The sequence below is a fragment of the Bacillus sp. 22190 genome (genome assembly GCF_052045575.1).
GTDB classification, from domain to species: domain Bacteria; phylum Bacillota; class Bacilli; order Bacillales; family Bacillaceae; genus Bacillus; species Bacillus altitudinis.
Window position 1 is genome coordinate 62266 of record NZ_JBQEPF010000005.1, and the last position, 26918, is coordinate 89183.

Sequence of the window (26918 nt, forward strand, 5' to 3'; positions counted from 1 at the left end):
ATGACATTATCGATTGAAAAGGGATCACCGCTTGAGCATGCAGAGAAATTAGCACAAACAATAATGAAAGCGTATACACCGATTGAACTTCCGCCAGCTGGAAGGTGGCACTATCATCAAGGGGTTTTCCTTTGCGGAGTGATGAAGCTTTACGAAGCAACAGAAAACGAGGCGTACTTTGATTATGTGAAAAATTATGCTGACTCACTCATTGATGACCATGGGAATCTGTTATTCCGCAGAGACGAGCTTGATGCCATTCAAGCAGGGCTCATTTTATTCCCGCTGATTGAAAGAACGGGAGAGAAGCGGTATGTGAAGGCAGCAGAAAAGCTTCGGGGGCTTTATCGGACGCTGAATCGCACGTCTGAGGGCGGTTTCTGGCATAAAGACAATTATGCTTATCAAATGTGGCTAGATGGTCTTTATATGGGTGGACCTTTTGCTTTAAAGTATGCCCAGTTGACAGGAGAATTGGAGCTGGTGGACATGGTCATCCATCAAGAGCATCTCATGAGAAAGCATACCAAAGATGAAAAAACGGGCCTTTACTATCACGCATGGGATGAACGGAAAGTGATGCCATGGGCTGATCAACAGACGGGCTGTTCCCCAGAATTTTGGGCAAGATCCTTTGGCTGGTATGTCCTTGCGTTAGCCGATATGATCGAAGATTTACCAGAAGGACATGAAGGACGAAAAGTGTGGAAGGACACACTGACAGATATGCTGGAAAGTGTGGCAAAATATCAGGACGACGAAACGGGTCTATGGCATCAAATCATTGATAAAGGAAGTCATAGCGACAACTGGCTTGAAAGCTCAGGGTCATGTCTATTCATGTATGCGATGGCAAAAGCCATGAATGAAGGATATGTCAGTCTTCGATATGTTGATCACGTGGTCAAAGCGTATCAAGGATTGATTCAGTATAAAACGGAGGAAAAAGACAACGGCGATTTTACAGTGAACGATATTTGTATTGGAACATCTGCGGGATTTTATGACTATTACGTTGGCCGAGAGCGGAGCACGAATGATTTGCATGGAGCAGGCGCTTTTATTATGGCGTTAACTGAACTAGAAAAGCTGTCTGTGTTTCAAAAGGTATGAGGCGGCATCAAAGGGCTGCGGCATGGCTCCTCAGCTTCATCGCTGCCTTTTATTTGTCCGCCTGTCAGGGGAAAACAGAGGGGATTGATGTCCTTATTTTTTCTGACATGTCAAAAGCAATGAAAGACCAATTAGTGGAGAAAGCTTTTCAACCAAATCAAGAGACATACGACGTTCACATCTTCCCTGCAATTCCTGAAAAACTTCTTGTTGAAATAACTGCAAAAGAGGGGGACGTGATGTTTGTCCCGGAAGAAATGTTTAGAACATATGATGATCCTGAAAGCTTTCAGCTGCTTGAAGAGATGCGGGTAGATGGCGAAGGGGCAGGACCATATACGGTGGAAGATGCAAAGACGGGAAATACAGTCGATTATGCGGTCCAAATCAAGAAAGGAACAAAGCAGCTAAATGGCTATACCTTTCGATTACACCGAGATATGGTCGCCTTCATACCTGTGTATGCGGAGAAATCTAAAGAGGCACTGTCTCTCATGAAGCAGCTTCGTGAAAACCAATAGAAAAAGGGGTGGGGGAATGTGAAAAGGGTCGCCGTTTGCGGGCTCAGTCACCGTGCTTTTAATATGTTTATCAAACCGCTCACCGAGGATTTCAACGAGCATTACAGGATTACAGGGCTCTTAGATGTAGATGAGAAGCGGTATACACTTTGTCAGGAACGTTTTCCATCACTAAGGGGCGTCTCATTTTTTCATGAGGATGCATTTGATCAGATGGTGAAGGAAGCAAGGCCAGACATCGTCATTGTGGCGGGGCGAGATGATACACATGTCACATATATCCTGCAGGCACTGGATCATGATCTGGATGTCATAACGGAAAAGCCGATGGTCACAACAGCAAAAGACGCCAAACAGGTGATGGAAAAAGAAGCAGAAAGCAAAGGGAAGGTCACCGTCACCTTTAATTATCGCTACAATCCATTCCATCGAAAGATAAAAGAGCTCATTTTAGATGGAAAGATTGGAAGGGTCACGTCTGTTGAGTTAAGCTGGCTCATTGATACGTATCACGGAGCCAGTTATTTTAAAAGGTGGAACCGCTCGCGTCAATATTCAGGCGGTCTGTCTATTCATAAATCGACCCATCACTTTGACTTGGTCAACTGGTGGATTGATCAAAAGCCGAAGCAAGTATTTGCTTATGGGGCACTGAATTATTATGGGGATGAAAGTACTTGGAATCCTTTGCAGGGTGAAGAGAATCGATATTGTGGAACCTGCCATGTAAGAGATACCTGTCATTATGAAGCAAGGTGGAATCCGCGGGTAGAGCGCACAAAGGTGGAGGATGACCATATTGAATCAGGTGAGCAGCAGTCAAAGCAATACTCGAATTATCGCCCGGATGCCTGTATTTTTGATCAAGAAATTGATATTGAGGATACATACGTGGCGTCAGTGGCTTATGATCAGGGGGCTTTGTTAAGTTACTCGATTCAATTTTCAGCGCCATATGAAGGCTACCGGCTTGCGATTAACGGGACGAAGGGACGGATTGAAACAAATGAGTTTCATGTGCCATCGAGAATCCCTTTTCAATTCCCTGAACAGACAATTGCATACTACCCGATGTTTGGTGGAAAAGAAACGATTGAAGTTGTGAAGCAATCAGGTGGTCATGGAGGTGGAGATCCGCTATTATTAGCAGATTTATTTTTAGGAAAAGATCCGCTCATTCCTTATGACATTTCAGCAGGAGCAGAGGCGGGTGCTTATTCCATTGCACTTGGCGAAGGCATGTGGCGCTCAGTTGCAGAAAAACGCCCGATTGAAATAGAAGAATTGTTTCAAAAAGAGACGGTGTAACGAGAAAGAGAGGAGGGACGAGAGATGGATCATGATGGATCAATGAGCAGAATGCTGCGTATGTGTGAGTGGGTGATGAGACTCGCCTATACGAATTTGTTATGGCTTTTGTTCACTTTACTTGGGCTTGGAATCTTTGGCTTCATGCCTGCAACAACAGCGTTATTTTCTGTGATGAGAAAGTGGATACAAGGGCATGAGCAAGTCAGCGTCTTTCAAACCTTTTGGAAAGTATACCGCGAAGAATTTGTACGCTCTAATGTCATTGGAGTGGTGCTGGTCACCATCGGGACGATTATTTATGTAGACCTTGCTTATATTTATCCAACGAGTTGGTTTTTACACGTGCTTCGCTTTGCGATCTATATCTTTGGTTTTCTGTTTATTGTCAGCTTGTTTTATATCTTTCCGCTGCTGGCTCATTATGATTGGAAAAAGCGTCTTTATTTGAAATTTTCCCTTCTGCTTGGCATCTCGTATTTGCAATATACGCTCTCTATGCTCGTTTTCTCGGCTATTCTCTTTATCCTATTTGCTTATTTGCCAGGGATCGTGCCGTTTTTTAGCATCAGCATTCTCGCATATGGCCACATGTGGCTAGCCTATCAAGTGTTTAAAAAGATAGAGTTTGAAAGCGAACAGCCGGCAGTTGATGTGAAGAAACGATTCCCGTCTTTCCTTCAATCCAAGCGGGTGAATACGCAGTGACGTGTATGATTTGCTATAATGGTGTCACCGTGATTAAAAGGAGAGATGAGAGTCGTGTCTGTAAAAGAAATTTCAATAGAAGAATTAAAGCAAAAGCTAGAGCAAGAAGAAGCCATTCAACTCGTCGATGTGCGTGAGGATGAAGAGGTAGCAGAAGGCATGATTCCAGAGGCAGTCCATATTCGAATGGGCGATATTCCTGAGAAGCTAGATGCGTTTGATAAGACGCAAGAGTATTATATTATTTGCCGTTCTGGTAAACGCAGTGAGAATGTCTGCTATTTCTTAGAAGACCAAGGCTATCAAGCAACCAATGTCGTTGGCGGCATGCTTGCATGGACAGGAGAAACAAAACCGAAGCTGTAAAAAGAAGTCCTTTCATCGACAAGATGGAAGGCTTTTTTTGTTCATATGTCCGTCTCTATTTGCATAAAAATAGAGTAGCAAGAGAAGGGAGAGTGGCATATGTGCTGAAGGTAGCTGTATTTGATGAAGAACACGAGAAAGATTTGCAAAGCGAAATCAATCTTTTTTTAAAAGGAATGGACGACGACCAAATTATTGACATCAAATACAATGTGGCGGTGATCTGTGAGCAAGGAGGAGAGCAACTCTACTGTTTTTCAGCGCTCATTTTATATAAAAAATAAAAGGACCTGCTGAAGGTCCTTTTGACATGATCAACTAGCGTCAATATGTAAACGATGCTTTTTGCAGTGAACGCATTGAAAGAGATAGCCTTGCAAGTCTCCTCCGTTCACGAGCCATTGTTTCAGGTTCTCTTTTGTGAAATGTCCACCACTGCAAATCTCTTCAATATCCTCTGAGAGTTCTTCCTCTAAATGCTCAATTTCTTTCCAACCAACATACTGCACAATCGCGCAAAAATCCCCGCAATGGCTTAACCAATATTCCTGCTGCCATCCGCGGTAACCCGGCGTTCTGTAGATCAGTTCATCTATATATTCTTCATGATCGACGTCATCACAACTCACATCGTCTTGAAACATTCCATTATATGTTTGAGCAGCTGATCCATCTTTAATGCACCAAGGACAAATGCCAGAAACGTTTTCAACAGAATAAAAAGGACCATGATATACATAATCTCGTTCTTTCTCACAAACGGGGCATATCGTCTGCTCTTTTTTAATCACATGTAATGAAACTGGGTCTGGGTTGTACTTGAACGTAGGTAACGTCATATAAACCTCCATTATGTAGAAAAGTGATGATTCAACACTATTTTATCGGAATACGCGATGTCATGACAATCTTCAATTATTTCAACGAGAAAAAAAGCCGTTCGGATGAGGAACGACTTTTCTCTTGTGATGATTATGCTTTTTTTACTCTTGGACTTCTTGGTTTATTGTACTTATTTGCTTGTTTAATCGCTCTTCGTTCTTCATTTAATGATTTGTACAGAGATACAATCATTAAAATGATGACAACAGAGAACGGTAAAGCAGCAAGTTTGGCTGTGTTTTGTAAGGCTTCAAGACCGCCTGAAAATAAGAGCACTGCCGCAACTGCTGACTGGATAATACCCCAGCTGATCTTTACACTATTCGCTGGATTTAATGATCCATAGGTTGTCTGCATTCCGAGAACGAATGTAGCTGAGTCTGCTGATGTGATAAAGAATACCGCAATTAAAATAAGAGCTAGAATCGATGTGATCATTGCCAGCGGATATTCATTTAGTACTCCAAATAGCATGGTTTCCGTAGAAAGGCCTGCAACATCGACAATATTCTTTTGCTGTAAGTCCATCGCAGAAACACCGAAAATAGAGAACCAAAGAAATACAAGGATAGATGGAGCAACTAACACACCAACTAAAAACTCTCGAATGGTTCGTCCACGTGATACACGTGCAATAAAGATCCCGACAAATGGTGCCCAAGAGATCCACCATGCCCAATAAAAGATCGTCCATCCGTTAATCCATTCTCTCTTTTCAGGGTCATTTGGAGATAAGCGAAAGCTCATTTGAACGATGTTGGATAAGTATTGTCCAATAGAGTCAGTAAATGAATTTAAAATATAAACTGTTGGACCTACCAAAAGTAAGAAAAACATCAGAACAGCTGCTAATACCATGTTGATATTACTTAAATATTTAATCCCTTTACCAATACCGCTAAGAGCAGATGCAAGGAAGAGCACCGTCACAATGATGATAATAATCAATTGTGTGCTAAAGGCATTTGGAATGTTAAATAGATAATCCAATCCACCATTGATTTGTGCTGCGCCTAATCCTAAGCTCGTTGCAACACCAACAACTGTCGCAAACACAGCAATACAATCGATGGTTTTTCCGATCCATCCGTGCGTTTTATCTCCTAAAACTGGCTGCAGTGTTGCACTGATTAAGCCAGGCGCATCTTTTCTAAATTTAAAGTATGCAATGCAAAGCGCAACAATGGCATAGATCGCCCATGCATGAAGTCCCCAGTGGAAAAAAGTATAACGAAGGGAATCACGGAAGGCTTGTGCAGTTTCAGTGTCACCCGTTGGTGATTGAATCGCATAATGACTGATCGGTTCAGCTGCTCCGTAAAAAACAAGCCCAATGCCCATTCCAGCACTAAATAGCATGGCAAACCAAGAAAAAAGACCAAATTCAGGCTCTTCACCTGGCTTTCCTAACGTAATTTTTCCGATAGGGCTGAAGATAAAGAATAGACAAAAGCCGACTAGCAGTGATACAACTAATAAATAATACCAGCCAAAGTCATTTGTAATGTATGTTTGAATTTGATCTGTCACATTTTGCAGTGATTCTGGAGAAAAGGCTCCCCATAGAACGGCAATAAATGTGATTGCAATCACAATCCAAAATACACTTGATACGTTTTTCACACCATCTCACTCTCCTGTTGTTCTACACGTTTAAGCAGAGGATTTTGTTTAATATCCCCTGTCTCAACTATTTTCAAACAAAAAGAGGCGAGTTTCTCACTCGACCTCTATTTTACCGTAACATGTTTTGCTTCCATTTATCAACCATCGATATGTGAAGATGACTTTTCTTCAATTCGTTTGCGCAGACGGTAGACATATTCTTTTAAACAAACTGCGAAAATCGTAAACGCTAAAACAATGGCGATTTTTAACGGGGTAATGGACAGCTTCATAAAGAAAGCGGCTGTCAAACTAATGACAACTGCAAGGACAATCGGAAGTGCGCGTCTAATCATTGAAATCTCTCCTTTAGTTCTAGTGCGGCATTCATGCCAGCTAACCTGCCTGTCACAAGTGCTGACGTAATATTGTAACCACCTGTGTAACCGTGAATATCTAAAATTTCTCCGCAGAAATAAAGACCGGCCATTTTTTTGGATGCCATTTTCTTCGGTTCAATTTCTTTGACAGAAACGCCGCCACCTGTAACAAAGGCTTTATCTAAAGAAAGCGTCCCATTTGCATGGACGATGAAATGTTTACAATCATGAGCAAAAGCGCGCAGTTTCTCTTTAGCGAGACCAGAAAATGTCTCCTGCGGATCAATGCCATTTCGTTCTAAAAGGAACAATAAATAGCGCTCTTGCATCCAAGATTTCAGGACATTTTTAATGGCTTTTTTTGGTTCATCTTTTAAATCACGATGAAGTTTTTGGAAAAGCTCCTCGTCATTGAGCTTTGGGTATAAGTCAATTTGAAGACGGACGGTCTGTTGCTTTTTTAGTTCCTTCACAACAAATCCGCTGCATCTCAGAACGGCAGGACCTGATAAGCCAAAGTGTGTAAAGATCATATCCATGACATGAGTGACGACGGGTTTTCCTTTTTTATTTAAAACACTCACGGCCACACTTCTTAATGAAAGGCCTTGAAGCACTTTGTCCTTAATAAAACGCTCGTCTGACGTGACGGGTACTTCTGTTGGGAAGAGCTCTGTAATGGTATGGCCAGCGGCTTCTGCCCATGCATAGCCATCGCCAGTAGAGCCTGTATGAGGCACACTTTTCCCGCCAACAGCAATGACAACGGCATGACTTGAAATTTTTTCATCATTATTTGTAACAATTCCAGCTGCTTGTCCGTCTTGATACAGAACGGTTTTAATCTTTTCATTCGTTCGAATGGTCACATTGAGCACGCGGAGCCTATCTAATAGGGCATCCACAACAGATTGTGCTTTGTTTGAGACAGGGAACATACGTCCATGGTCTTCTTCTTTTAGTTCAATACCTAGATTTTCAAAGAACGAAATAATATCCTCGTTATTGAACTCAGAAAATGCACTATATAGAAAACGGCCGTTTCCGGGAATATGCTTGATGATTTCTTCTACTGGAAGGCGATTGGTCACATTGCAGCGTCCACCGCCAGAAATGGCGAGCTTTCTGCCAAGTTTGTTTCCTTTGTCAATTAACAGAACCGATGCACCGTGTTCTGCCGATGCAATCGCGGCCATCAGTCCAGAAGGTCCACCGCCAATGACAATGACATCATAATGTTTCATGTTACATTCCTCTTTCTACTTTCAGTCATTTCTCTATTATAACGAAGATTGGGGAAGGCTGAAATATGAATTGATTGGTTTTGTGACTTCTGTATTGGATTTGTTACCTGTGCGATGAAATGATGTGTTAAAATAGTTAAGTTGAATATTCATTAGAAAAATGGTGGTTAAGCGCATGTCTAATAAACTGCTTCGTGGTACGTTGGTTTTAACGATTGGGACTTATCTCTCTCGTATTCTTGGTATGATTTACTTAATTCCATTTAGCGCAATGGTCGGAGCGACTGGTGGTGCGCTATTCCAATATGGGTACAATCAGTTTACGATTTTCATTAGCATTGCTACTCTGGGTTTTCCAGCAGCGGTGTCTAAATTTGTTTCAAAATATAACGCGATTGGTGACTTTGAGACAACAAGAAAAATGTTTAGAGCCGGCATGTCTGTTATGCTTGTTTCAGGTATCATTGCTTTTAGTATTTTATATTTATCAGCCCCAATTTTTGCTGAGATACAGCTTGGCGGATCAACCGAAACTGGTGGACTAACGGTTGACCAGGTGACATATGTAATTAGAATGGTGAGTTTGGCTCTCTTAGTTGTCCCGATTATGGGTCTTATACGTGGTTTTTTTCAAGGGCATCAAATGATGGGACCAACAGCAGTTTCACAAGTTGTTGAACAGATAGTCCGAATTATCTTCTTGTTGACGGCAACTTATGTCATTTTAAAGGTGCTTAACGGGGGTCTTGTCATCGCAGTAGGATATGCTACTTTTGCTGCTCTGATTGGTTCTTTTGGAGGTTTATTCACGTTATATGTATATTGGATCAAGCGGAAAGATAAATTACTTGCGATGCAGCCTAATTCTGGACCAAATCTAGGTCTTGGATATAAAAAAATATTTATTGAGTTATTTAGTTATGCTGCTCCTTATGTTTTTGTTGGATTAGCTATTCCTCTATACTCTTACATTGATACTAATACTATTAATAAAGCAATGATTAATGCTGGTTTTAAAGATATAAGTACTGCAGTACTTTCTATAGTTACTTTATATTTACCTAAGCTTGTAATGATTCCAGTATCATTAGCGACGGCATTTGGTTTAACATTAATTCCAACTATCACAGAATCTTTTACATCACGAAATTATAAATTATTAAACAGACAAATTGACCAGACGATGCAAGGTGTTCTATTTTTCGTGCTGCCTGCTTCATTTGGTATTTCGGCATTGGCTGGACCAGTTTATTGGTTTTTCTATCCGTCTGTGCATCCTGAGATTGGGACTTCTATTTTGTTTTGGTATGCACCTGTTGCGTTACTGTTTTCTTTATTCACCATTAACGCAGCGATTTTACAAGGGATTAACAAACAAAAATTTGCGATCGTCAGTCTTTTGTTAGGGATTATCATTAAAACGGTTCTCAATATCCCGCTGATTAGCTGGCTGCAAGGAAACGGTTCTGTGCTTGCAACGGCATTAGGCTACAGTGCCTCGATTTTGTATATGTTCATCATGATCAAGCGCCATGCAGGCTATTCGTTCCGCAGGATTTTCAAACGGTTTATTTTAATTGGTATTTTAACGGCAATCATGGCTGTAGTGGCTTATGTGACATGTCAGCTTGTGAGTCAAGTCATTTCATATGAAGGCGGAATCATACAAGCTGGTATTGTTATTTTGATTTCAATGATCACTGGCGGCGGTGTGTATATGTTCTTATCTTATAAAGTTGGATTGTTAGAGCGTGTACTTGGCAGCCGGATGCCATCATTTTTAAGAAAAAAGAGTTAAGAAGAGGTGGAGAAGCATGAGGCTTGATAAATTGCTGGCCAATACCGGCTTTGGTTCAAGGAAAGATGTAAAGAAGCTGGTCAAGGCCCGGGCTGTCACAGTGAATGGAGAAGTGGCGAAGCAGGTGAAAGATCATGTCGATCCAACAAATGATGAAGTGCTCGTGCATGGAGAGCGTGTAGAGTATAAAGAATTCATTTATCTCATGATGAACAAGCCAGACGGTGTCATTTCAGCAACGGAGGATCTGCGAGATGAGACGGTTGTCGATTTACTAGAGCCAGAGGATATGGCAAGGGAGCCATTCCCTGTGGGGAGACTGGATAAGGATACAGTCGGTCTCCTCCTCCTTACAAATGACGGCCAGCTTGCTCATCAATTGTTATCTCCGAAAAAACATGTCCCGAAAACGTATGAAGTTCATCTAAAATACCCGCTTGGAGATCAAGACATCACTCGTCTTGAAGAGGGAGTTGTGATTTTAGACGACTACCGAACGAAGCCGGCGAAGGTTGAAGTAGATGCCAACCAAGAGGCAGATACACGAATCCGTTTAACGATTACTGAAGGGAAGTACCATCAAGTGAAGCTGATGGCACAAGCAGTGGGCAATGAAGTGATCTTTTTAAAACGGCTCTCGATGGGGGCTGTTTCATTAGACGAAGATTTGGCGTCAGGAGAATACCGTGAATTGACGGAAGAAGAGTTAGACAGCTTAATCAATCGTGATTAATATAGAGAAAAAGAAAAGAACCGGCATCCGCCGGTTCTTTTTGTTATATGGAAGTTCATTATTCGCTTATGATGATATTTTTACTTTTTTTCTCGTTGTTTCCCATTTGCCTCTGCTTGGACTATGAACAAGATCGTTATAGGCAAGCACGTTTAAGTCTCTTTGGATGGTTCTAGGTGTGATCCCGAATTCATCAACCAGCTCTTGTGTCGTCACAAGACCTTTCTCTTGAATGAACATATAAACTGATTTTATTCGAGTCATCATACGGTTTGTTGAAGGTTTCAAAAAACCACTCCCTATCAATAAGATCGGATGGACTTGACTAACCACAACTTACTACACTAAAACTGCGAAATAAGGACATGCAACAATGGTAAATGTTCGTGTTTCTTAATGTTTTATTCTATTATACACGTTATTATGCATCTAGTTCCACCAAAAAGTCAACTTTACGTGTTTTTAAACTTGTCTTCATGAATTGAAATATGTTATATATCATGATTTGAATCCGGTTACAACCCAATAAACACAAGGCATATAAAGAAAATTGCCACTTAAGAAAGATCAAAAAATAAACACAGAAAATTTACAAAATAAAAAATCATTCATACAAAAAAGACACATTCAAATGAGAAATGTGTCTTTTTATTTTGGTTATCCTTCTAAGAAAAAGAGCTGCATGAAAAATAAGACGGCGAAAATGAGCACAAGAATATGCACTTCTTTCCATTTTCCTTTTGCCAGCTTCACAAGTGGATATGAAATAAATCCTAGTGAAATTCCTGTAGAGATGCTAGATGTCAGCGGCATGGAAAGAATCACAAGAAAAGCAGGAAATGCTTCGTCAAGCTCATTCCAGCGAATACGTGACACTGAATTCATCATCAAACAGCCGACAATGATTAAGACAGGTGAAGTGATGGACGGCAAAGACGAAATGGCTTGAACGAGCGGACCAAAAAACAAAGCCACAATAAACAATGCAGCAACGGTTAAAGAGGTCAGTCCAGTTCTTCCGCCAGCAGCCACTCCTGATGAGGATTCAATGTAAGCTGTGGTTGGGCTTGTTCCAAACATTGAGCCAATTGTTGTCGCAGCAGAGTCAGCAAGTAAGGCTCTGCGTACTTTTGGGAGCTGACCATTTTTCATTAAACCTGCTTGTTCCGCAACCCCGATCATTGTTCCTGTTGTATCAAAAATCGTCACAAGTAAAAAGGAGAAGACAACAGCATACAAGTGATGGGAAAATACATCGCCAAACGCAGCGAATGGATTTGTAATCAGCATTCCTTCAGGCAGTTCTGGGGTATCCACTAGCACTTTAGGAAAATAAAGCTGGCCTGTTGCAAGTGCAATTAATGTGGTTGCTAACATGCCGATAAACAGCGCTCCATTCACTTGAAGAACCATTAATATGACAGAAATCATTAAACCAACGAGTGTCAAAATGACAACAGGTGAGCTTAAATTGCCAAGCTTCACAAGATTTTGTGGATCAGCAGTGATGATTCCAGACTGTCTTAGCCCAATGAATGCAATAAATAATCCGATACCTGCTGTAATCCCGTACTTTAAATTATCTGGAATCGCCTCAATGAGTTGTTTTCTAAGGGATGTTAACGATAAAATAATAAAGAGTATTCCAGCAACAAATACCGCACTAAATGCTGTTTGATAGCTGAGGCCCCCACCACCGACAACAGTGACGGTGAAATAGACATTCAGCCCCATACCTGGTGCAATGGCAATTGGATAGTTTGCAAAGAGTGCCATCCAGAGTGTACCGACAACAGCAGCGATAATGGTTGCAGTAAAGACTTGGTCAAAAGGAATGCCTGCATCTGAAAGGATTCCTGGATTGACGGCTACAATATATACCATCGTAAAGAATGTCGTCATACCAGCGAGTAATTCTTTCTTTATGTTGGTTTGGTTCTCTTTTAACTGAAACATAAAATCCTCCATTTACGAACATTATTACAAAACACTTAATATAATATTCGTTTTAAGGGTGGATTGCAACCTTTTTTCAAGGAGGAATGGAAAAATGAATTGGGAAGCAGAAGTCATACGAAAAAAAGACAATTTGATTCAGGATACACAATCTTTTTTACAAATTGAAAGTGTCTTGGATGAAGAAGGCGGCACAGCAGGAAAACCGTTCGGTGAAAAAGTGGATGAGGCTCTTCAGTATATGCTCAAAAAAGGGCAGGACGAGGGCTTCAAAGTGAAAAATGTTGATGGTTATGCTGGTCATATTGAATATGGAGAAGGCGAAGATATCGTCGGTGTGCTATGCCATGTGGATGTCGTGCCTGCGGGAGACGACTGGACAACCCCGCCATTTTCAGCGGACATAAGAGAAAATAAAATCTTTGCAAGAGGAGCCATTGATGATAAAGGGCCGACCATGGCGGCGTTTTACGCATTGAAAATGTTAAAAGATGCCGGTCTGCCGCTGTCGAAAAAGATTCGAATCATCATTGGCACAGATGAAGAAAGCGATTGGAGATGCGTCGATCACTATTTCAAGCATGAGGCGATGCCGCAAATTGGCTTTGCACCAGATGCTGATTTTCCAATTATTCATGCTGAAAAAGGGATCATAGATGCCATCGTATCCTTTACATACGAACAATCAGAAGAAAACAAGCGTTACATCCTCAAGCAATTCACATCAGGCATGCGTCTCAATATGGTCCCAGATGAGGCTCGCGCGATTGTGGCAGCAGCAAACGATCACGATGCTGAAGCCTTAAAAACGGCTTTTGCAGCCTATCTTGCGGAAAATCAGTTAACCGGTGAGACAAACCATACAGCAGATGGACTGACATTCACATTAAAAGGTGTATCAGTTCATGCAATGGAGCCGGCGAATGGCACAAATGCGGGCATTCATATGGCGAATTTCTTATGTGCGCATGAATTAGATGAAAGAGGGCTCGCTTTTACATCACAAATTAATGCCTTATTTGATCAAGACACAAGAGGACAAAAACTCGGCATCGCTTGTAAAGATGATATTAGTGGTGACTTGACCTTGAATGTTGGCACAATCCGCTATTCGCAAAACGAAGAAGCGAAGCTTGGACTGAATGTCCGCTATCCCGTAACCGCGGACGGTGAGGAAGTCAAAAAAGGGATTGAACGAATAAAAGGGGCAACGATTGAGAAATTTGATAACAGTCCTCCTCATCACGTCTCAAAAGACCATCCACTTGTGAAAACATTACAGCGTGTCTACGAAGAACAAACAGGAGATCCTGCCCATCTTATTGCGATTGGGGGAGGAACGTATGCAAGGTCATTAGAAGCAGGTGTTGCCTTTGGCCCTCTATTCCCTGGAAGACCTGATTGCGCACACCAAAAGGATGAATATATCGAAATCGATGATTTACTACGAGCAACTGCTCTATATGCACAAGCCATGTATGAATTGGCGAAATAAAAAAGGAAAGAGAAGAGGGGATTCACCGTGAAAAAAATGTTCTTATGCTCTTCATTCAAAGACAGCTATTCTCTCTTGTCTGACTTTGCAGGCGACACCTTAAAAGGAAAAAGTGTGACATTCATTCCGGTAGCCAGTGAAGTGGAAGAAGTCACGCACTATGTCGATGCAGCAAAAGAAGCCTTTCATCAATTAGAAATGCGTGTAGAGACTGTTCAACTGACCGGGCAAACGGTTCAGGAGATCACACAGATCATTAGGAAGAATGATGTCATGTATGTATCTGGCGGCAATACCTTTTATTTGCTGCAAGAATTAAGAAAGCACGGGCTCGATCGTGTATTGAAAGAAGAGATCGGCAAAGGCAAGCTGTATATCGGAGAATCTGCGGGGAGTATTATCATGGCGCCAAGCATTGAATACATCTCACTGATGGATGATCAGGAGAAAGCGCTAGAATTATCTTCCTTTGAAGGATTCAATGAGATCAGCAGCTATCCGGTACCGCATATAAACAATCCTTATTTAGGTGAAGCCGCGCAGCACATCATAGAGAAAGATCAAAATACGCTCTCTTTATGCCCGCTCACTGATGAACAAGTTTTACTTGTGACAGGCGAACAGACTGAGGTCAAGACGGTCTTGTAGGAGTTGTTCATATGAAACGAAGAAAAAGGAACAGGAGCATACGCCCTGTTCCTTTTTTAATCTTGAAACACATCACTTGATAAATAACGTTCACCCGTGTCTGCTGTCATACAAATGACAATGTGATCCTTTGGCATTTGCTTGGCTGCTTCAATCGCTGCATAGCATGCCGCACCAGATGATGGACCGACTAAAATACCTTCAAGACGGGCGAGCTTTCGTGTGATGTCGTAAGCATCTTCATCACTCACTTGCACAATCTCATCATACACCTGTTCGTTTAAAATATGTGGGATAAATCCTGGACTTGTGCCAACAAGCTTATGTTTGCCAGGTTTCCCGCCTGATAAAACAGGAGACCCCTTTGGCTCTGCCACATGTATCGTCAATTCCGGGAATGCTTTTTTGAGTTCCTCTCCAGTGCCTGTAATGGTTCCGCCCGTTCCAGCAGTTGCGACAAAAGCGGCAAGCGGCTGCCCGATCTGTTGCACTGCATCGATAATTTCTACAGCCGTTGTCCCTCTATGAGCATCGGGGTTCGCACCGTTGTCAAATTGCATGGGAATAAAGCTGTTAGGAATTTGAGCAGCTAATTCTTCTGCCTTGCGAATACAGCCTGGCATTTTTTCCTCCCCTGGGGTTAAAACGACCTGTGCGCCGTATGCCTTTAAAATATTGATTCTTTCTTGGGTCATCGTATCAGGCATGATCAGAATGGCTTTGTAGCCTCTTGCAGCAGCGTTCATCGCTAAGCCAATTCCTGTATTCCCGCTCGTTGGTTCAATAATCGTTGCCCCTTTTGTGAGCTTTCCTTGTTTTTCTGCCTCAAGGATCATATTGTAAGCAGCCCGATCTTTTACACTTCCGCTAGGATTAAATGATTCCAGTTTTAAATAAACAGCAGCGCCATGTTCTGGCTGAAGGCGCTGTAATTTTACAAGTGGTGTATGACCTATTAATTCAGCTATATTTTGTGCAACCTTCATCATGTGACACCCTTTCTTCTCATTCCGCATTACTTTAGTTATACTATCATCAATGGGGATTCGTAAAGTTTGTTAAAAAGGACAGGTGAAAATATGGCCGAAAGCCGTCATTATTTTATCGGGATTCCAATCCCTGAACAACTCGCGTATCAATTGAAAGCGGATATAGACAAGAGGAGCGGACTTTCCTTTCAAAAATGGACAGCACCCATTGATTATCATGTCACCCTTGTGTTTTTAGGCGCGATTCCAGAGGACCGTTTAAATAAGATATCTGAGCTGCTTGAACAGCTGTCTCATGAGGTGTCTGCTTTCCCGCTGAAGCTGAATGAGATAGGGGTATTTGGTCAAAAGGAGCGGCCGAGAGTCTTTTTTGCAAAGCCTATTGAAAGTAAGCCTTTGATGGATCTAAGAGAAAAGGTAAAAACAGCCGTTTTGACAGCAGGTCATCCTGTCGAAAAAAGACCCTTTCATCCACATATGACGATTGCGCGCAAATGGAATAGAGAACAGTCCTATATAGAACAAGCGCCCTTACGGAAAGAACCATATTCGATGGAGGTTTCTAGTATCGCTTTATTTGAAATTCGTCTAAAAGAAACCCCACGTTATCACGCGATCAAACAATTTACACTACATAAATGATTCTAGAGGTTGGAGTGAGCAGCAGATGGCGCAAATTATTAAAATCCAAGATTATATATCACGATATGAACAAGACCCGCATCATTACATCAATCAGTTTATTCGGTTGAAAAAACAAAGGTGGGACGAGTTAAAAAAGGCTTCAAAAGAGCAGGTGCAAAAGCAGGCTGACCAAGCCACCGAGCAAGCACCTGAGCAAGAGGAAGAAAAGAGAAAGAAATTCTCCTTAAAAAGAAAGCAAAAAGAAGCCGATATGAAAAAGGAACGTGACCTGAGTCTTTTTAACGAGCCAACAGATATAGAACAAGGTGTTTTTACAAACGTTCCTACCGATGAAACGAAGCTGATTCACTTTTTTAAGGATCATCTTTACGATGTTCAATTAAAATGGGCCAGCTCGACGATCTCTCATATTTCAACTGTCTCTCACCACATTCGATATGATGAAAAGCTGCGGATGCTTGCAAGGCAGCTGCCAGATTCTTATTTTGTGATGTACAAGCCGGTGCTGCTCATTCAAAAAGCTGAGATGGAATTGTGTCCAGTGCTCATTACGCCGCTTGAAGTCATCTGTTTATCTTTCTTAGAAGCAGAGCCAGACAGCGTATATATTGGATCGAAGGAACGTTTTTGGGAAAAGCGGGCGACTGGAAAAGCTGTTCAATCCGTCTTGAACCCTTGCGCAAGCCTTCTTCGCTCTGGAACTGTTGTGTCAAAAATTTTACAGCAAAGTGGTGTAGAGCTTCCTGTGAAAAAAATCCTCATCAGCCGCACCTCGTATATTGATTTGCCCGAAGTTCCATTCGGGATGGAGGTTGTCGATAAGAAGAAAGCGGAGGATTGGTTTGATAAGCAGCGGAAAAACACCGCGCCGACAAAGCATCAGCAATTCAAAGCGACAAAGGCATTGCTCGCTTATGGTGAATCAGACAGCAAAAGAAGGCAGGAATGGCTCGATTAAAGGCATATCAAGGTCACCAAAAAATGAGACCTGAGTGGAGCTAATATATGAATGAATGGTACTTTATCGTCAATCCAGCAGCAGGACAAGGAAAAGGACTCCGCACTTGGAGAAGCATAGAGAAAGAATTACAAAAGGTAGAGATCTCATACAGATCGTTTCTTACCCAGCATGAAGGACATGCCGAAGTTTTGGCGAGACAGATTAGCGCTATGCAAGACGACAGATTGAAACGGCTGATCGTCATTGGCGGTGACGGCACATTTCATGAAGTACTGAATGGTTTAAAAGAAATTGATCATGTGCAGCTAAGCTTTGTCCCAGCAGGTCATTGGAATGATGCTGCGAAGGGGCTGGGCATCCAGCGTCATGATGTGATCAAAGAAGTGAGAAAACAAAAGAGGATGCTGACGAAAACATTTTCTCTCGGTTCCTTTCAAGATCATGCAGAAAGTCCGCAATCTGTTCTTTTTCTCAATCATATTGGTGTTGGGTTTGATGCGCATGTCTTGAAGAGAACGGTACATTTTAGAGGGAAAAAGTGGCTCAACCGACTCAAACTCGGGTTTATCATCTACCCGCTGTCTTTTCTACATTCGTTATGGTCATTCAAACCGTTTGACCTTGCTCTTTTTATTGAAAATGAGAGAAAAGTTTTTCGCCAAGTGTGGTTTGTGATCGTATGTAATCACCCTTACTATGGGGGCGGGCTGGAAGCAGCGCCGGAAGCGAGTGCGAGGCAATCAGGATTTCAAACGCTCGTTGTCACGGATTTGAATCCATTGAAAGTTCTCTTATTTTTAAGTGCAATGGTTTTTAAAAAGCACCTTGTAATGGAAGGAGTCACCCTTTTTCAGCATGAAGAAGCCTACTTGGAGGCAGATGAAAAAATTTTATTTCACGCCGATGGAGAAGTGATTGGCGCCACTCCAGTGTTTGTTAAGGCTAGTGAGCGATCGTTAAAATTACGTGGCTAAGAAGCAGCCAGTGTGCGCACGAGCAAAAGAAACATGAAAAAAGACTTCCTTTTTCATAAGGTTCTTGTCCTGATTTTCTAGTTTTGCTTGACGAGTATAAGAAGGTAGCGATAAAATCTATAGGACGGCTATTGTTTAGCATCTCATTCTCAATAGCTGTCCTTTTTGTTTTTATGATCATATAAATAAAAAATAAACAGCCAATTGATCTCAATCGGCTGAATTTTGTCGACTAAAAAAGCATGATTTAAAATATTTTAAGAAATGATGGGTTGAAAATTGATATGAACTGGTTGGGACAAATATTAGGTAGCGAATGGCACATCTCTCCTGCTGGAGGCGCTACGGGAGATGCGTACTTCGCAACACACAATGACCAAAAGCTATTTTTAAAACGCAATACGTCACCGTTTCTTGCGGTTTTGTCAGCTGAAGGCATTGTGCCGAAGCTTGTCTGGACAAAACGGATGGAAAATGGGGATGTCATTACTGCGCAGCACTGGCTGAGCGGCAGAGAGCTGAAGCCAAAGGACATGAATGACCGTCCTGTAGCGGAGCAGCTAAGAAAAATTCATACATCAAAAGAGCTGCTCGATATGCTGAAACGATTAGAAAAGCACTCGCTTGACCCGGCATCGATCTTGATGCATCTCAAGGCATCGATCTTAAAAGAGCAGATTGACTCACATGATATCACGCGCGCCATCCAGTATTTAGAGAAACATGTGGACGCAGTTCATTTCGAGGATAAGGTCGTATGCCATTGTGACCTCAACCATAATAATTGGCTGCTGACAGATGAAAATCAGCTCTATTTAATTGATTGGGACGGGGCAATGATTGCAGATCCAGCGATTGATCTTGGACCGCTCTTATACCATTATGTTGAAGAAGAGAACTGGGAAAGCTGGCTCTCTATGTATGGTGCTCCGCTGACCGACAACTTGCGAAAACGCATGGCATGGTATGTGCTGGCTGAAACCGTCTCGTTTGTCGTTTGGCATAAAAGAAAAGGAAATGAAAAGGCGCAAAAAGAAGTGCAAGCCGAGCTACATGCACTCTTAAAACGGTTAAACATCCATTAAGACAGTGGAATGTTCTCGACCCAGTCAGATAGATGCGATTGATGCGCTTCGATATGTGCATCAATTGAACTGACAGAGGTACCTTTTTGGCTGTAATCATAAATATCGGATAGTAGCTGACGAACGTCAGCATCCAAATCTTCTTTTGCCAGCATTAATTGAATCACGCGTCCCACCTGTTCATATTCTGCAACAGTCCCGCAGCAATCCAGCTGGTGATCAGTTAAAATATCTTTGATTAATTGAAGCTGATGTTGGCGGTTTAATCCCATACGTATGCTCCTTTCAAGGCGTGTCATTTATGTGGTTAAACTGTGCATTCAGCTTTGATTTTATACATGAAGCAGACCAGCCCAAATAGCAGCTGGTCTTTTTCATATGTGCGGATAAGTTGCTGTCTTGCGGCTCTTTATGTTTCATGGTATCTTGATAAAATGTAAAGAAAATAGAGGTGTATCAAATTGAGAATGCGACATAAACCGTGGGCGGATGATTACTTAGCTGAAAATGCTCATATTGCTTTAGCCAACCCTGAACAATACAAAGGGAAATGGCATGAGCTGTTTGGAAATGATCATCCAATCCATATCGAAGTCGGTACAGGAAAAGGGAGTTTTATTGCCGGAATGGGCAAGCTTCATCCTGAGATAAACTATATCGGCATTGAATTATTTAAAAGTGTCATTGTGACGGCAGTCGATAAAATCAAAGAAACAGATGTAGAAAACGTAAAGCTTCTGAACATCAACGCAGAGACACTGACAGATGTCTTTGCGGAAAATGAGATTGACCGGGTGTATTTAAACTTCTCTGATCCGTGGCCAAAATCAAGGCATGAAAAACGTAGGTTGACGTTTAAAGCCTTTTTAAAGCGATATGAACAGATCCTCCGTCCAGGCGGTGAATTACATTTCAAAACCGATAACCGCGGACTATTTGAATATTCCTTGAAAAGCTTTTCGTCTTACGGACTCCTTTTAACGTATGTGAGCCTTGATTTACATGAGGATGGCCTCGAAGGAAATGTCATGACAGAATATGAAGAGAAATTCTCTTCCATGGGACAACCGATCTATCGATCAGAAGTGAAATTCCCTGAATAACAAGCGAACAAAGCTGGCTGCAACGAACGATTGCGGTCAGCTTTTTTTGATAAAAAGATTAGCACATGCGATTTTCCTTTGTATTTGCTACGATAGAAAAAGGAGGGATGACAGCAATGGAGACAATGAAAATAGGTGAAATGGAACTGTTCTGGTTAAATGGGGGAGATACACACATGGATGGCGGTGCCATGTTTGGCGTGGTGCCAAAGCCATTATGGTCAAAAAAATACCCTGTGAATGATCGAAATCAAATTGAATTACGGTGTGATCCAATGCTCATACGGTGGAACGGTCTTCATCTGTTAGTAGATTCCGGCATCGGATCAGGGAAGCTGACAGAGAAACAAAAACGCAATTATGGCGTCACAGAGGAAACGAAAATAGAAGAATCACTTGCGGCTCTCGGTTTGCGCCCATCTGATATAGATTACGTCTTAATGACTCATTTGCATTTTGATCATGCAAGCGGGCTGACAAAACGTGAAGGCGATGAGCTCGTGTCTGTTTTTCAGCAGGCAAAAATCATCACGTCCAAAATTGAATGGGACGAAATGAGAGCACCGAACATCCGCTCAAGAAATACATATTGGAAAGAAAACTGGGAGCCTGTTGCCGATCAAGTCATGACATTTGAAGATAGCATCGAAGTAACAGAAGGCATTCGCCTGCATCATACAGGTGGACATAGCAATGGGCATAGCATCTTAACGCTCACAAGTCAGGGAGAAACAGCTATTCATTTAGCGGATATCATGCCGACACACGCTCATAAAAACCCGCTTTGGGTCTTGGCATATGATGATTATCCAATGACCTCGATCCCAGCGAAACAAAAATGGCAGGCATTTGCCGAAGAAAACAATGCATGGTACTTGTTTTATCATGATGCCATCTACCGTGCTGTAAAGTGGGATGAAGACGGGGCAATGACCCATGAGGTCAAAAGAGAAACCGGAAGATAAAAGATCATCTGTATGTTTTTTCGCCTTTCACACAAAATAACGACAAAATGAACTTGTGAAAGGAAGAGTGCAGGTGAATCAATTTTATCGTGTACATGGTGATGTCATCGAGACACCGTTAAGAGGGATCGAAGTCATGTCTGTCCCTTATTTAAACAAAGGAGTCGCATTTACAAAGGAAGAGCGGGAAGAGCTTGGGTTAAAGGGATTTCTGCCGCCGAAGGTGTTAACACTAGAAGATCAAGCAAAGCGTGCATATGAACAGTTCAAAGCACAGCCAGATGCACTTGGGAAAAATGTCTATTTAACTGCGCTTCATGACAGAAATGAAGTGCTCTTTTATAAATTATTAAATGAGCATTTGGCAGAAATGCTGCCGATTGTTTACACACCGACCGTAGGAACAGCGATTCAGCGTTACAGCCACGAGTATAGAAAGCCAAGAGGAATTTATTTATCCATTGATGACCTAGAAGGAATGGAAGAAATTTTTGCATCTTACGGAGTGGATGAATCAATTGATCTCATTGTCGCAACAGATGCAGAAGGAATTTTAGGCATCGGTGACTGGGGTGTTGGCGGAATCGCCATTTCAGTCGGAAAACTGGCTGTTTATACAGCTGCAGCAGGTATTGATCCTAGCCGTGTGCTGGCAGTGGTGCTTGATGCTGGGACCAACCAGGAAAGCCTTTTAAATGATCCGCTTTATGTGGGAAATCAGCACTCCCGCGTTCGAGGAGAGCGCTATGATCAGTTTATTGATCAATATGTTGAGCTTGCCCGTGCGACTTTTCCAAATGCACTTCTTCACTGGGAAGACTTCGGTACAAAAAATGCGCGCGCCATTTTGGAAAAATATAAGGACCGTATTTGTACGTTTAATGATGATATTCAAGGAACTGGAGCCGTCTCACTTGCTGCCGTTCTTGCTTGTGCAAAAGCATCGAAGGTTCCGCTGAAAGATCACCGAATCGTGATCTTTGGAGCAGGTACAGCAGGGATTGGTATAGCCGAGCAAATTCGTGATGCCATCGTGCGAGATGGTGTCAAAGAAGAGGAATCATATGATCATTTCTGGTGTATTGATAAAACGGGATTGCTCACAGATGATTCACCTGACATTCAGCCATTCCAAAAGCCGTATGCAAGACGTTCTGATGAAGTGAAGGATTATGCACGTAATGGTCCAAAGCATTCAATTGATTTGTTAGAGGTCGTGAAGCAGGCGAAACCTACGATCTTAATTGGTACCTCAACTGTAGGTGGGGCATTTACAGAGGAAATTGTGAAAGAAATGGCGTCACATGTAGAGCGACCAGCGATTTTACCGATGTCTAACCCAACACCTCTTTCAGAGGCAAAGCCGGAAGATCTCATTGAGTGGACAGAAGGACGTGCGCTTGTCACAACGGGAAGCCCGTTTGATCCAGTTGAATATGGCGGTGTGACATATGAAATTGGGCAGGCAAATAATGCCCTTGTGTTTCCAGGGCTTGGTCTTGGAACGATTGTGTGTAAAGCCCGCCTCATGACAGACAGCATGTTTGTTGCGAGTGCTGAAGCGATTGCGAGCATGGTCAATGTCGGAAAACCGGGTGCTGCGATGCTTCCAAGTGTTGATCAGCTTCGAACAGTTTCAGCGACAGTGGCTGTCCGTGTGGCACAAGCAGCGATTGACGAAGGAATTGCGGAAGAAACCCCTGATGATCTCATTCAGGCTGTGCAAGACGCCATGTGGCACCCTGTATACAAAAAAATCAAAGCCATCTAAAAAAAGCTTCGCAAGGACTTGTCTTTGCGAAGCTTTCTTATTAAGCAACAGAATCAATGACATCAACGATCATGCCTGTTTTTGCATCAATCATGACTTCATACTGTTCAAGCTCGCCAAAGGCGGAGCGTGTAATGCCAGATTTGTACACATCAATCGTTTCACCATTTACGGTATACGGTTCTGGTACAGTATAAATCCAAGAGCCATCAATCGGGCCGCGCTGTTTAAAAGCAGATTTCACAATTTTTAACGCTTTTTCAGACGAGATATACGTAGGGAAAAAGACTTTCTTTGCAACAATTGCAGCGGCTACGCCTATACTCGCACCAATCAGAACATGTTTTAACTTCAACGTGCTGCACCTCCGTATTGCTGTTTTTTCCATTATACAAAACTTGTCCAGCGATGTTAAGAAATCCGAATACTTGAAAGCATATTCAAAATTTCTGGAGAGATACTTGGAAAACCGAAAGAATTCTTATAGTATAAAGTGAGTGTTATTTTTATAGGAATTTATATGGTCATTACATAGAAATGAGGGTAACTGTCAAATGAACGAAGAAACAATGTCGCTTTTCCGAAATTTAACAGAACTACAGGGAACTCCAGGTAATGAGCACCATGTGCGTGCTTTTATGAAAAAGGAACTTGAGAAATATTCCGATGAACTCATACAGGATCGTCTTGGCGGAGTGTTTGGTGTCCGCAAAGGTCCAGAGAACGCGCCGAAGATTATGGTGGCTGGTCATATGGATGAAGTCGGCTTTATGGTGTCATCCATTACGAAAAACGGAATGATTCGTTTTCAAACACTTGGCGGCTGGTGGAGTCAAGTGATGCTTGCGCAGCGCGTGGATGTTCATACGGATCACGGGCCAATTCCGGGCGTTGTATCGAGCACACCTCCTCACCTTCTGACACCAGAACAAAAAAGCAAACCAGTAAAACCGTCAGATATGCTGATTGATATTGGTGCAGACAGTGAAGAAGAAGCGAAAGAGCTTGGCGTTCGCCCAGGGCAGCAAATCGTTCCTGCAACGGTCTTTACCCCAATGGCCAATCCGAAAAAGATTTTAGCCAAAGCTTGGGATAACCGCTATGGGTGCGGACTTGCCATTGAATTATTGAAAGAATTAAAAGACGAAACCCTCTCATGTCAGCTATATTCAGGTGCAACCGTCCAAGAGGAAGTAGGGCTCAGAGGGGCTGAGGTAGCTGCGAATATGATTCAGCCGGATCTGTTCTTTGCTCTAGATGCGAGTCCCGCAAATGATGTGACGGGAGACAAATCACAATTTGGCCAGCTTGGAAAAGGTGCACTTCTTCGTATTTATGATCGCACGATGATTACGCACCGAGGCATGAGAGAATTTGTCCTCGATACAGCCGAAACAAACAATATTCCATACCAATATTTCGTATCGCCAGGCGGTACGGATGCTGGACGTGTCCATATCTCAAATCAAGGTGTACCGTCTGCTGTTATTGGTGTATGCGCGCGTTACATTCATACAAGTCACTCTGTCTTGCATGTGGATGATTATGCAGCGGCAAAAGAATTAATTGTTCGTCTTGTGAAAAATTGTGATCAAAGCACGGTGGATTCGATTTATCAACAAGTGTAAACGATAAGAAAAAGGCTGCCTCATTAAGAGCACAGCCTTTTTCTTATTCCTGTTCAAACACGTATGACAACGCCTTAATTGCTTGATTCACTGTTTCGACAGTGATATTTGCTTTGTTTGATAGTTCCTTTAGGGGATGATGTAATTCTTTAGGACGAATCAAAATAAGGGGTTTTCCTTTGGCGATGGCAGAAGAAGCATCCATTGCCGTGTTCCACTGTTTATATTTCTCACCAAAGCGGGCGATGACAACGTCTGCCTTATTTAATAATAGTTCGGTGCGGAAATTGTTCAAATCAGAAGCCGCATCGTCTTTCAAGATGGCATTTGGCTGCCCGCCTAAAATATCTTCTCCGATGTTATCTGATCGGTCATGATTCTCCATTGGACCAACAAACGTCACTGGTAGTTTCAACGACTGGCTTTTTTCCTTAATTTCATCGCGCCACTGGCTATGAATTTCTCCAGCTAAATAAACCGTTAATTGCATAACAATCTCCTCCTTGTGCACAAACTTAGTAAAGGTTTGCCCTGTTTCTTTTCATGTTACACAAGAAGTGCTTGATAAAGCAAAAAAAATATGATTATGATATTCATGGTAGAGACTATTTTTCATCGTAAGAAGACTACATATAATGGGAAGGACAGGCCTCTTCGTCTTTCCTATGAGAAAGCAGGAAGACGACGTTGATGACTTATTTAAAAAGAAAGGGTATTTCCCTTTCGCCAAAGGTGTATTTTATTGATGCACTCTCTTATATGGCTTTAGGTCTATTTGCTACATTAGTGGTAGGGCTGATTTTAAAAACAGCAGGCGGCCTGTTATCATTTCCTCTCATCGTGGAAATGGGAACGCTCGCAATGGGGCTGATGGGACCAGCAATTGGCGTAGCGGTTGCTTATCGCTTAAACGCTTCTCCTTTAATTATTTTCGCAAGTGTTGTTTCAGGTGCCGCTGGAGCAGAGCTTGGGGGACCTGCTGGAAGCTTCGTGGCTGCTCTCATTGGTGTGGAATTAGGCAAACTGATCAGTGGTGAGACAAGAATTGATATTATTTTAACGCCGCTTGTTACGATTATCACAGGTTTTCTCACCGCTGCTTTCATCGGCCCTGGAATTCAGGCGGTGATGACAGGGCTCGGCAGGCTGATCGTATGGGGGACTGACCAAAGTCCACTCATCATGGGCATGCTGGTTGCAACCATTGTTGGACTTGCTCTTAGCTCACCGATTTCAAGTGCTGCGCTTGCGCTGATGCTTGATTTAAGCGGTCTTGCTGCTGGTGCGGCAACGATTGGCTGCTGCGCGCAGATGGTCGGCTTTGCTGCTGCAGGATTTAGGGAAAATCGTTTTGGCGGTCTTGCTGCGGTAGGCATTGGAACATCAAAACTACAGCTGCCGAACATTGTGAAAAATCCACTCATTCTCATTCCGCCGACGATTGCAGGACTGATTCTTGCGCCAATTGGTATCATTGGCTTTGGGATGGTCAATAATGCGGCAGGAGCGGGTATGGGAACGAGCGGTCTTGTCGGCCAGCTCATGACTCTCACAGTCATGGGATTTCATCCTTCCGTTTTCCTCGCAATTGCTCTCTTGCATATCGTTGGCCCGGCAGTGATTAGTTTGGTAGTATCAGAATGGATGAGAAAGAAAGGCTATATACAATTCGGAGATTTAAGTATACAAACTGGAGGAATCAAACATGAAAAAAATTGAATCAAACGAAGAATTACAAAAAGTGATTCAAGAAGACTTAACCGTATTACTATTTTCAGCTGACTGGTGCCCGGACTGCACATTTATTGAGCCGTTTTTGCCAGAGCTTGAAGCAAACTATCCAGAATTTGAATACTTCTATGTGGATAGAGATCAGTTCATCGACACTTGTGCAGAGTGGGAAATTTACGGAATTCCAAGCTTTTTAGTCTTTAAAAACGGACAAGAGATCAACCGTTTTGTCAGCAAAGATCGTAAGACAAAGGAAGAGATTGAAGCATTTTTAACAGATTCTCTTTCTAAATAACGAAAGGAGGGTCT

The 26918-nt window shown here is 42.3% G+C and carries 30 protein-coding genes; 20 read left to right on the forward strand and 10 right to left on the reverse strand.

The genetic code is table 11. The features are described 5' to 3' along the window. From ACTJKA_RS08665 to ACTJKA_RS08690, 6 genes are all read left to right on the forward strand, one after another. Positions 1–1113: a glycoside hydrolase family 88/105 protein gene (locus ACTJKA_RS08665; protein ID WP_216099465.1), complete on the forward strand. Its 1113-nt coding sequence runs from the start codon at positions 1–3 to the stop codon at positions 1111–1113. After that, a complete protein-coding gene (locus ACTJKA_RS08670; RefSeq protein ID WP_025207829.1) occupies positions 1110–1634 on the forward strand; it encodes a hypothetical protein in 525 nt (174 codons plus the stop codon). Before ACTJKA_RS08665 ends, ACTJKA_RS08670 begins: the two co-directional genes overlap by 4 nt. A gap of 18 nt (positions 1635–1652) precedes the next feature. Next, positions 1653–2942 (forward strand): Gfo/Idh/MocA family protein, encoded by a 1290-nt coding sequence (locus ACTJKA_RS08675; protein ID WP_182489244.1) that lies wholly within the window; start codon positions 1653–1655, stop codon positions 2940–2942. Positions 2943–2966: 24 nt separating this feature from the next. Continuing rightward, the gene (locus tag ACTJKA_RS08680) at positions 2967–3650 is read left to right on the forward strand and encodes a YesL family protein (RefSeq protein WP_046527550.1); all 684 of its coding nucleotides are present in this window, start codon (positions 2967–2969) and stop codon (positions 3648–3650) included. A 54-nt stretch (positions 3651–3704) separates the two neighbouring features. Next, positions 3705–4016, forward strand: coding sequence for a rhodanese-like domain-containing protein (locus ACTJKA_RS08685; RefSeq protein ID WP_017358336.1), 312 nt, complete (start codon positions 3705–3707; stop codon positions 4014–4016). Positions 4017–4117: 101 nt separating this feature from the next. Continuing rightward, on the forward strand, positions 4118–4300 hold the full coding sequence (locus ACTJKA_RS08690; protein ID WP_003217582.1) for a sporulation protein Cse60: 183 nt from the start codon (positions 4118–4120) through the stop codon (positions 4298–4300). 30 nt (positions 4301–4330) lie between these two features. Here the strand turns inward: ACTJKA_RS08690 and ACTJKA_RS08695 are convergent, their stop codons facing one another. The 4 genes from ACTJKA_RS08695 to ACTJKA_RS08710 form a co-directional block, all read right to left on the reverse strand. Next, entirely contained in the window at positions 4331–4855 is a 525-nt protein-coding gene (locus ACTJKA_RS08695) for a CbrC family protein (protein WP_099496688.1), read from the reverse strand. 133 nt (positions 4856–4988) lie between these two features. Beyond that, entirely contained in the window at positions 4989–6521 is a 1533-nt protein-coding gene (opuD, locus tag ACTJKA_RS08700; protein WP_017358333.1) for a glycine betaine transporter OpuD, read from the reverse strand. A 140-nt stretch (positions 6522–6661) separates the two neighbouring features. Further along, entirely contained in the window at positions 6662–6859 is a 198-nt protein-coding gene (locus ACTJKA_RS08705) for a hypothetical protein (RefSeq protein WP_073415768.1), read from the reverse strand. Further along, positions 6856–8127 (reverse strand): NAD(P)/FAD-dependent oxidoreductase, encoded by a 1272-nt coding sequence (locus tag ACTJKA_RS08710; RefSeq protein WP_159145015.1) that lies wholly within the window; start codon positions 8125–8127, stop codon positions 6856–6858. The genes ACTJKA_RS08705 and ACTJKA_RS08710 overlap by 4 nt, the downstream gene beginning before the upstream one ends. 175 nt (positions 8128–8302) lie before the next feature. Here ACTJKA_RS08710 and ACTJKA_RS08715 point away from each other — a divergent pair, with 175 nt between their 5' ends. After that, entirely contained in the window at positions 8303–9925 is a 1623-nt protein-coding gene (locus tag ACTJKA_RS08715; protein WP_144667095.1) for a putative polysaccharide biosynthesis protein, read from the forward strand. Between the two features lie 16 nt (positions 9926–9941). Continuing rightward, positions 9942–10658 (forward strand): pseudouridine synthase, encoded by a 717-nt coding sequence (locus ACTJKA_RS08720; protein WP_046344247.1) that lies wholly within the window; start codon positions 9942–9944, stop codon positions 10656–10658. A 66-nt stretch (positions 10659–10724) separates the two neighbouring features. On the opposite strand, the gene ACTJKA_RS08725 is transcribed toward ACTJKA_RS08720, so the two are convergent. Both ACTJKA_RS08725 and ACTJKA_RS08730 read right to left on the reverse strand, forming a co-directional pair. Continuing rightward, a complete protein-coding gene (locus ACTJKA_RS08725) occupies positions 10725–10946 on the reverse strand; it encodes a DeoR family transcriptional regulator (RefSeq protein WP_008356419.1) in 222 nt (73 codons plus the stop codon). A 369-nt stretch (positions 10947–11315) separates the two neighbouring features. Further along, on the reverse strand, positions 11316–12614 hold the full coding sequence (locus ACTJKA_RS08730; RefSeq protein ID WP_345911058.1) for an NCS2 family permease: 1299 nt from the start codon (positions 12612–12614) through the stop codon (positions 11316–11318). Positions 12615–12708: 94 nt separating this feature from the next. Between ACTJKA_RS08730 and pepV the strand changes: the two genes are divergently transcribed. After that, entirely contained in the window at positions 12709–14109 is a 1401-nt protein-coding gene (gene pepV, locus ACTJKA_RS08735; RefSeq protein ID WP_017358328.1) for a dipeptidase PepV, read from the forward strand. A 27-nt stretch (positions 14110–14136) separates the two neighbouring features. After that, positions 14137–14757 (forward strand): Type 1 glutamine amidotransferase-like domain-containing protein, encoded by a 621-nt coding sequence (locus ACTJKA_RS08740; RefSeq protein ID WP_046344245.1) that lies wholly within the window; start codon positions 14137–14139, stop codon positions 14755–14757. 56 nt (positions 14758–14813) lie between these two features. Here ACTJKA_RS08740 and cysK read toward each other — a convergent pair whose 3' ends face one another. Beyond that, complete coding sequence (gene cysK, locus ACTJKA_RS08745) at positions 14814–15743, reverse strand: cysteine synthase A (protein ID WP_056705481.1); 930 nt, start codon at positions 15741–15743, stop codon at positions 14814–14816. 93 nt (positions 15744–15836) lie between these two features. Between cysK and thpR the strand changes: the two genes are divergently transcribed. From thpR to ACTJKA_RS08765, 4 genes are all read left to right on the forward strand, one after another. Then, a complete protein-coding gene (thpR, locus tag ACTJKA_RS08750; RefSeq protein ID WP_008343035.1) occupies positions 15837–16388 on the forward strand; it encodes an RNA 2',3'-cyclic phosphodiesterase in 552 nt (183 codons plus the stop codon). A 25-nt stretch (positions 16389–16413) separates the two neighbouring features. Beyond that, entirely contained in the window at positions 16414–17349 is a 936-nt protein-coding gene (locus tag ACTJKA_RS08755; RefSeq protein ID WP_017367870.1) for a hypothetical protein, read from the forward strand. Positions 17350–17396: 47 nt separating this feature from the next. Then, positions 17397–18326 carry a YegS/Rv2252/BmrU family lipid kinase gene (locus ACTJKA_RS08760; RefSeq protein WP_017367869.1) on the forward strand — a complete coding sequence of 310 codons (930 nt, stop codon included), beginning with the start codon at positions 17397–17399 and terminating at the stop codon, positions 18324–18326. A gap of 284 nt (positions 18327–18610) precedes the next feature. Continuing rightward, complete coding sequence (locus tag ACTJKA_RS08765; protein ID WP_026050132.1) at positions 18611–19411, forward strand: phosphotransferase family protein; 801 nt, start codon at positions 18611–18613, stop codon at positions 19409–19411. Here ACTJKA_RS08765 and ACTJKA_RS08770 read toward each other — a convergent pair. Next, entirely contained in the window at positions 19408–19683 is a 276-nt protein-coding gene (locus ACTJKA_RS08770) for a YtzH-like family protein (protein WP_019743713.1), read from the reverse strand. The genes ACTJKA_RS08765 and ACTJKA_RS08770 overlap by 4 nt on opposite strands. 189 nt (positions 19684–19872) lie before the next feature. Here ACTJKA_RS08770 and trmB point away from each other — a divergent pair, with 189 nt between their 5' ends. The 3 genes from trmB (at position 19873) to ACTJKA_RS08785 (ending at position 23250) form a co-directional block, all read left to right on the forward strand. After that, positions 19873–20514: a tRNA (guanosine(46)-N7)-methyltransferase TrmB gene (gene trmB, locus ACTJKA_RS08775; protein WP_025207815.1), complete on the forward strand. Its 642-nt coding sequence runs from the start codon at positions 19873–19875 to the stop codon at positions 20512–20514. Positions 20515–20630: 116 nt separating this feature from the next. Then, on the forward strand, positions 20631–21479 hold the full coding sequence (locus ACTJKA_RS08780; protein WP_035391091.1) for a YtnP family quorum-quenching lactonase: 849 nt from the start codon (positions 20631–20633) through the stop codon (positions 21477–21479). Between the two features lie 73 nt (positions 21480–21552). Then, complete coding sequence (locus ACTJKA_RS08785; protein WP_035391093.1) at positions 21553–23250, forward strand: NAD-dependent malic enzyme; 1698 nt, start codon at positions 21553–21555, stop codon at positions 23248–23250. 40 nt (positions 23251–23290) lie between these two features. On the opposite strand, the gene ACTJKA_RS08790 is transcribed toward ACTJKA_RS08785, so the two are convergent. Continuing rightward, positions 23291–23605 (reverse strand): PepSY domain-containing protein, encoded by a 315-nt coding sequence (locus ACTJKA_RS08790; protein WP_003217759.1) that lies wholly within the window; start codon positions 23603–23605, stop codon positions 23291–23293. Positions 23606–23804: 199 nt separating this feature from the next. Between ACTJKA_RS08790 and ACTJKA_RS08795 the strand changes: the two genes are divergently transcribed. Further along, positions 23805–24878 carry a M42 family metallopeptidase gene (locus ACTJKA_RS08795; protein ID WP_008343043.1) on the forward strand — a complete coding sequence of 358 codons (1074 nt, stop codon included), beginning with the start codon at positions 23805–23807 and terminating at the stop codon, positions 24876–24878. Between the two features lie 43 nt (positions 24879–24921). Here ACTJKA_RS08795 and ACTJKA_RS08800 read toward each other — a convergent pair whose 3' ends face one another. Continuing rightward, entirely contained in the window at positions 24922–25368 is a 447-nt protein-coding gene (locus ACTJKA_RS08800) for a YtoQ family protein (RefSeq protein ID WP_007501817.1), read from the reverse strand. 200 nt (positions 25369–25568) lie between these two features. Here ACTJKA_RS08800 and ACTJKA_RS08805 point away from each other — a divergent pair, with 200 nt between their 5' ends. Both ACTJKA_RS08805 and ACTJKA_RS08810 read left to right on the forward strand, forming a co-directional pair. Then, positions 25569–26597, forward strand: a complete 1029-nt coding sequence (locus ACTJKA_RS08805; RefSeq protein ID WP_019743715.1) for a PTS transporter subunit IIC — start codon at positions 25569–25571, stop codon at positions 26595–26597. Continuing rightward, a complete protein-coding gene (locus tag ACTJKA_RS08810; RefSeq protein WP_003217665.1) occupies positions 26584–26904 on the forward strand; it encodes a thioredoxin family protein in 321 nt (106 codons plus the stop codon). Before ACTJKA_RS08805 ends, ACTJKA_RS08810 begins: the two co-directional genes overlap by 14 nt. Positions 26905–26918: the final 14 nt, after the last annotated feature.

Excerpts from the sequence above, each read along its gene's own strand:
- ACTJKA_RS08665 (WP_216099465.1), top strand. The coding sequence starts at position 1 with ATGACATTATCGATTGAAAAGGGATCACCGCTTGAGCATGCAGAGAAA.
- ACTJKA_RS08670 (WP_025207829.1), top strand. The coding sequence starts at position 1,110 with ATGAGGCGGCATCAAAGGGCTGCGGCATGGCTCCTCAGCTTCATCGCT.
- ACTJKA_RS08680 (WP_046527550.1), top strand. The coding sequence starts at position 2,967 with ATGGATCATGATGGATCAATGAGCAGAATGCTGCGTATGTGTGAGTGG.
- ACTJKA_RS08695 (WP_099496688.1), bottom strand. The coding sequence starts at position 4,855 with ATGACGTTACCTACGTTCAAGTACAACCCAGACCCAGTTTCATTACAT.
- ACTJKA_RS08705 (WP_073415768.1), bottom strand. The coding sequence starts at position 6,859 with ATGATTAGACGCGCACTTCCGATTGTCCTTGCAGTTGTCATTAGTTTG.
- ACTJKA_RS08710 (WP_159145015.1), bottom strand. The coding sequence starts at position 8,127 with ATGAAACATTATGATGTCATTGTCATTGGCGGTGGACCTTCTGGACTG.
- ACTJKA_RS08715 (WP_144667095.1), top strand. The coding sequence starts at position 8,303 with ATGTCTAATAAACTGCTTCGTGGTACGTTGGTTTTAACGATTGGGACT.
- ACTJKA_RS08720 (WP_046344247.1), top strand. The coding sequence starts at position 9,942 with ATGAGGCTTGATAAATTGCTGGCCAATACCGGCTTTGGTTCAAGGAAA.
- ACTJKA_RS08730 (WP_345911058.1), bottom strand. The coding sequence starts at position 12,614 with ATGTTTCAGTTAAAAGAGAACCAAACCAACATAAAGAAAGAATTACTC.
- pepV (WP_017358328.1), top strand. The coding sequence starts at position 12,709 with ATGAATTGGGAAGCAGAAGTCATACGAAAAAAAGACAATTTGATTCAG.
- cysK (WP_056705481.1), bottom strand. The coding sequence starts at position 15,743 with ATGAAGGTTGCACAAAATATAGCTGAATTAATAGGTCATACACCACTT.
- thpR (WP_008343035.1), top strand. The coding sequence starts at position 15,837 with ATGGCCGAAAGCCGTCATTATTTTATCGGGATTCCAATCCCTGAACAA.
- ACTJKA_RS08755 (WP_017367870.1), top strand. The coding sequence starts at position 16,414 with ATGGCGCAAATTATTAAAATCCAAGATTATATATCACGATATGAACAA.
- ACTJKA_RS08760 (WP_017367869.1), top strand. The coding sequence starts at position 17,397 with ATGAATGAATGGTACTTTATCGTCAATCCAGCAGCAGGACAAGGAAAA.
- ACTJKA_RS08765 (WP_026050132.1), top strand. The coding sequence starts at position 18,611 with ATGAACTGGTTGGGACAAATATTAGGTAGCGAATGGCACATCTCTCCT.
- ACTJKA_RS08770 (WP_019743713.1), bottom strand. The coding sequence starts at position 19,683 with ATGGGATTAAACCGCCAACATCAGCTTCAATTAATCAAAGATATTTTA.
- ACTJKA_RS08780 (WP_035391091.1), top strand. The coding sequence starts at position 20,631 with ATGGAGACAATGAAAATAGGTGAAATGGAACTGTTCTGGTTAAATGGG.
- ACTJKA_RS08795 (WP_008343043.1), top strand. The coding sequence starts at position 23,805 with ATGAACGAAGAAACAATGTCGCTTTTCCGAAATTTAACAGAACTACAG.
- ACTJKA_RS08800 (WP_007501817.1), bottom strand. The coding sequence starts at position 25,368 with ATGCAATTAACGGTTTATTTAGCTGGAGAAATTCATAGCCAGTGGCGC.
- ACTJKA_RS08805 (WP_019743715.1), top strand. The coding sequence starts at position 25,569 with ATGACTTATTTAAAAAGAAAGGGTATTTCCCTTTCGCCAAAGGTGTAT.
- ACTJKA_RS08810 (WP_003217665.1), top strand. The coding sequence starts at position 26,584 with ATGAAAAAAATTGAATCAAACGAAGAATTACAAAAAGTGATTCAAGAA.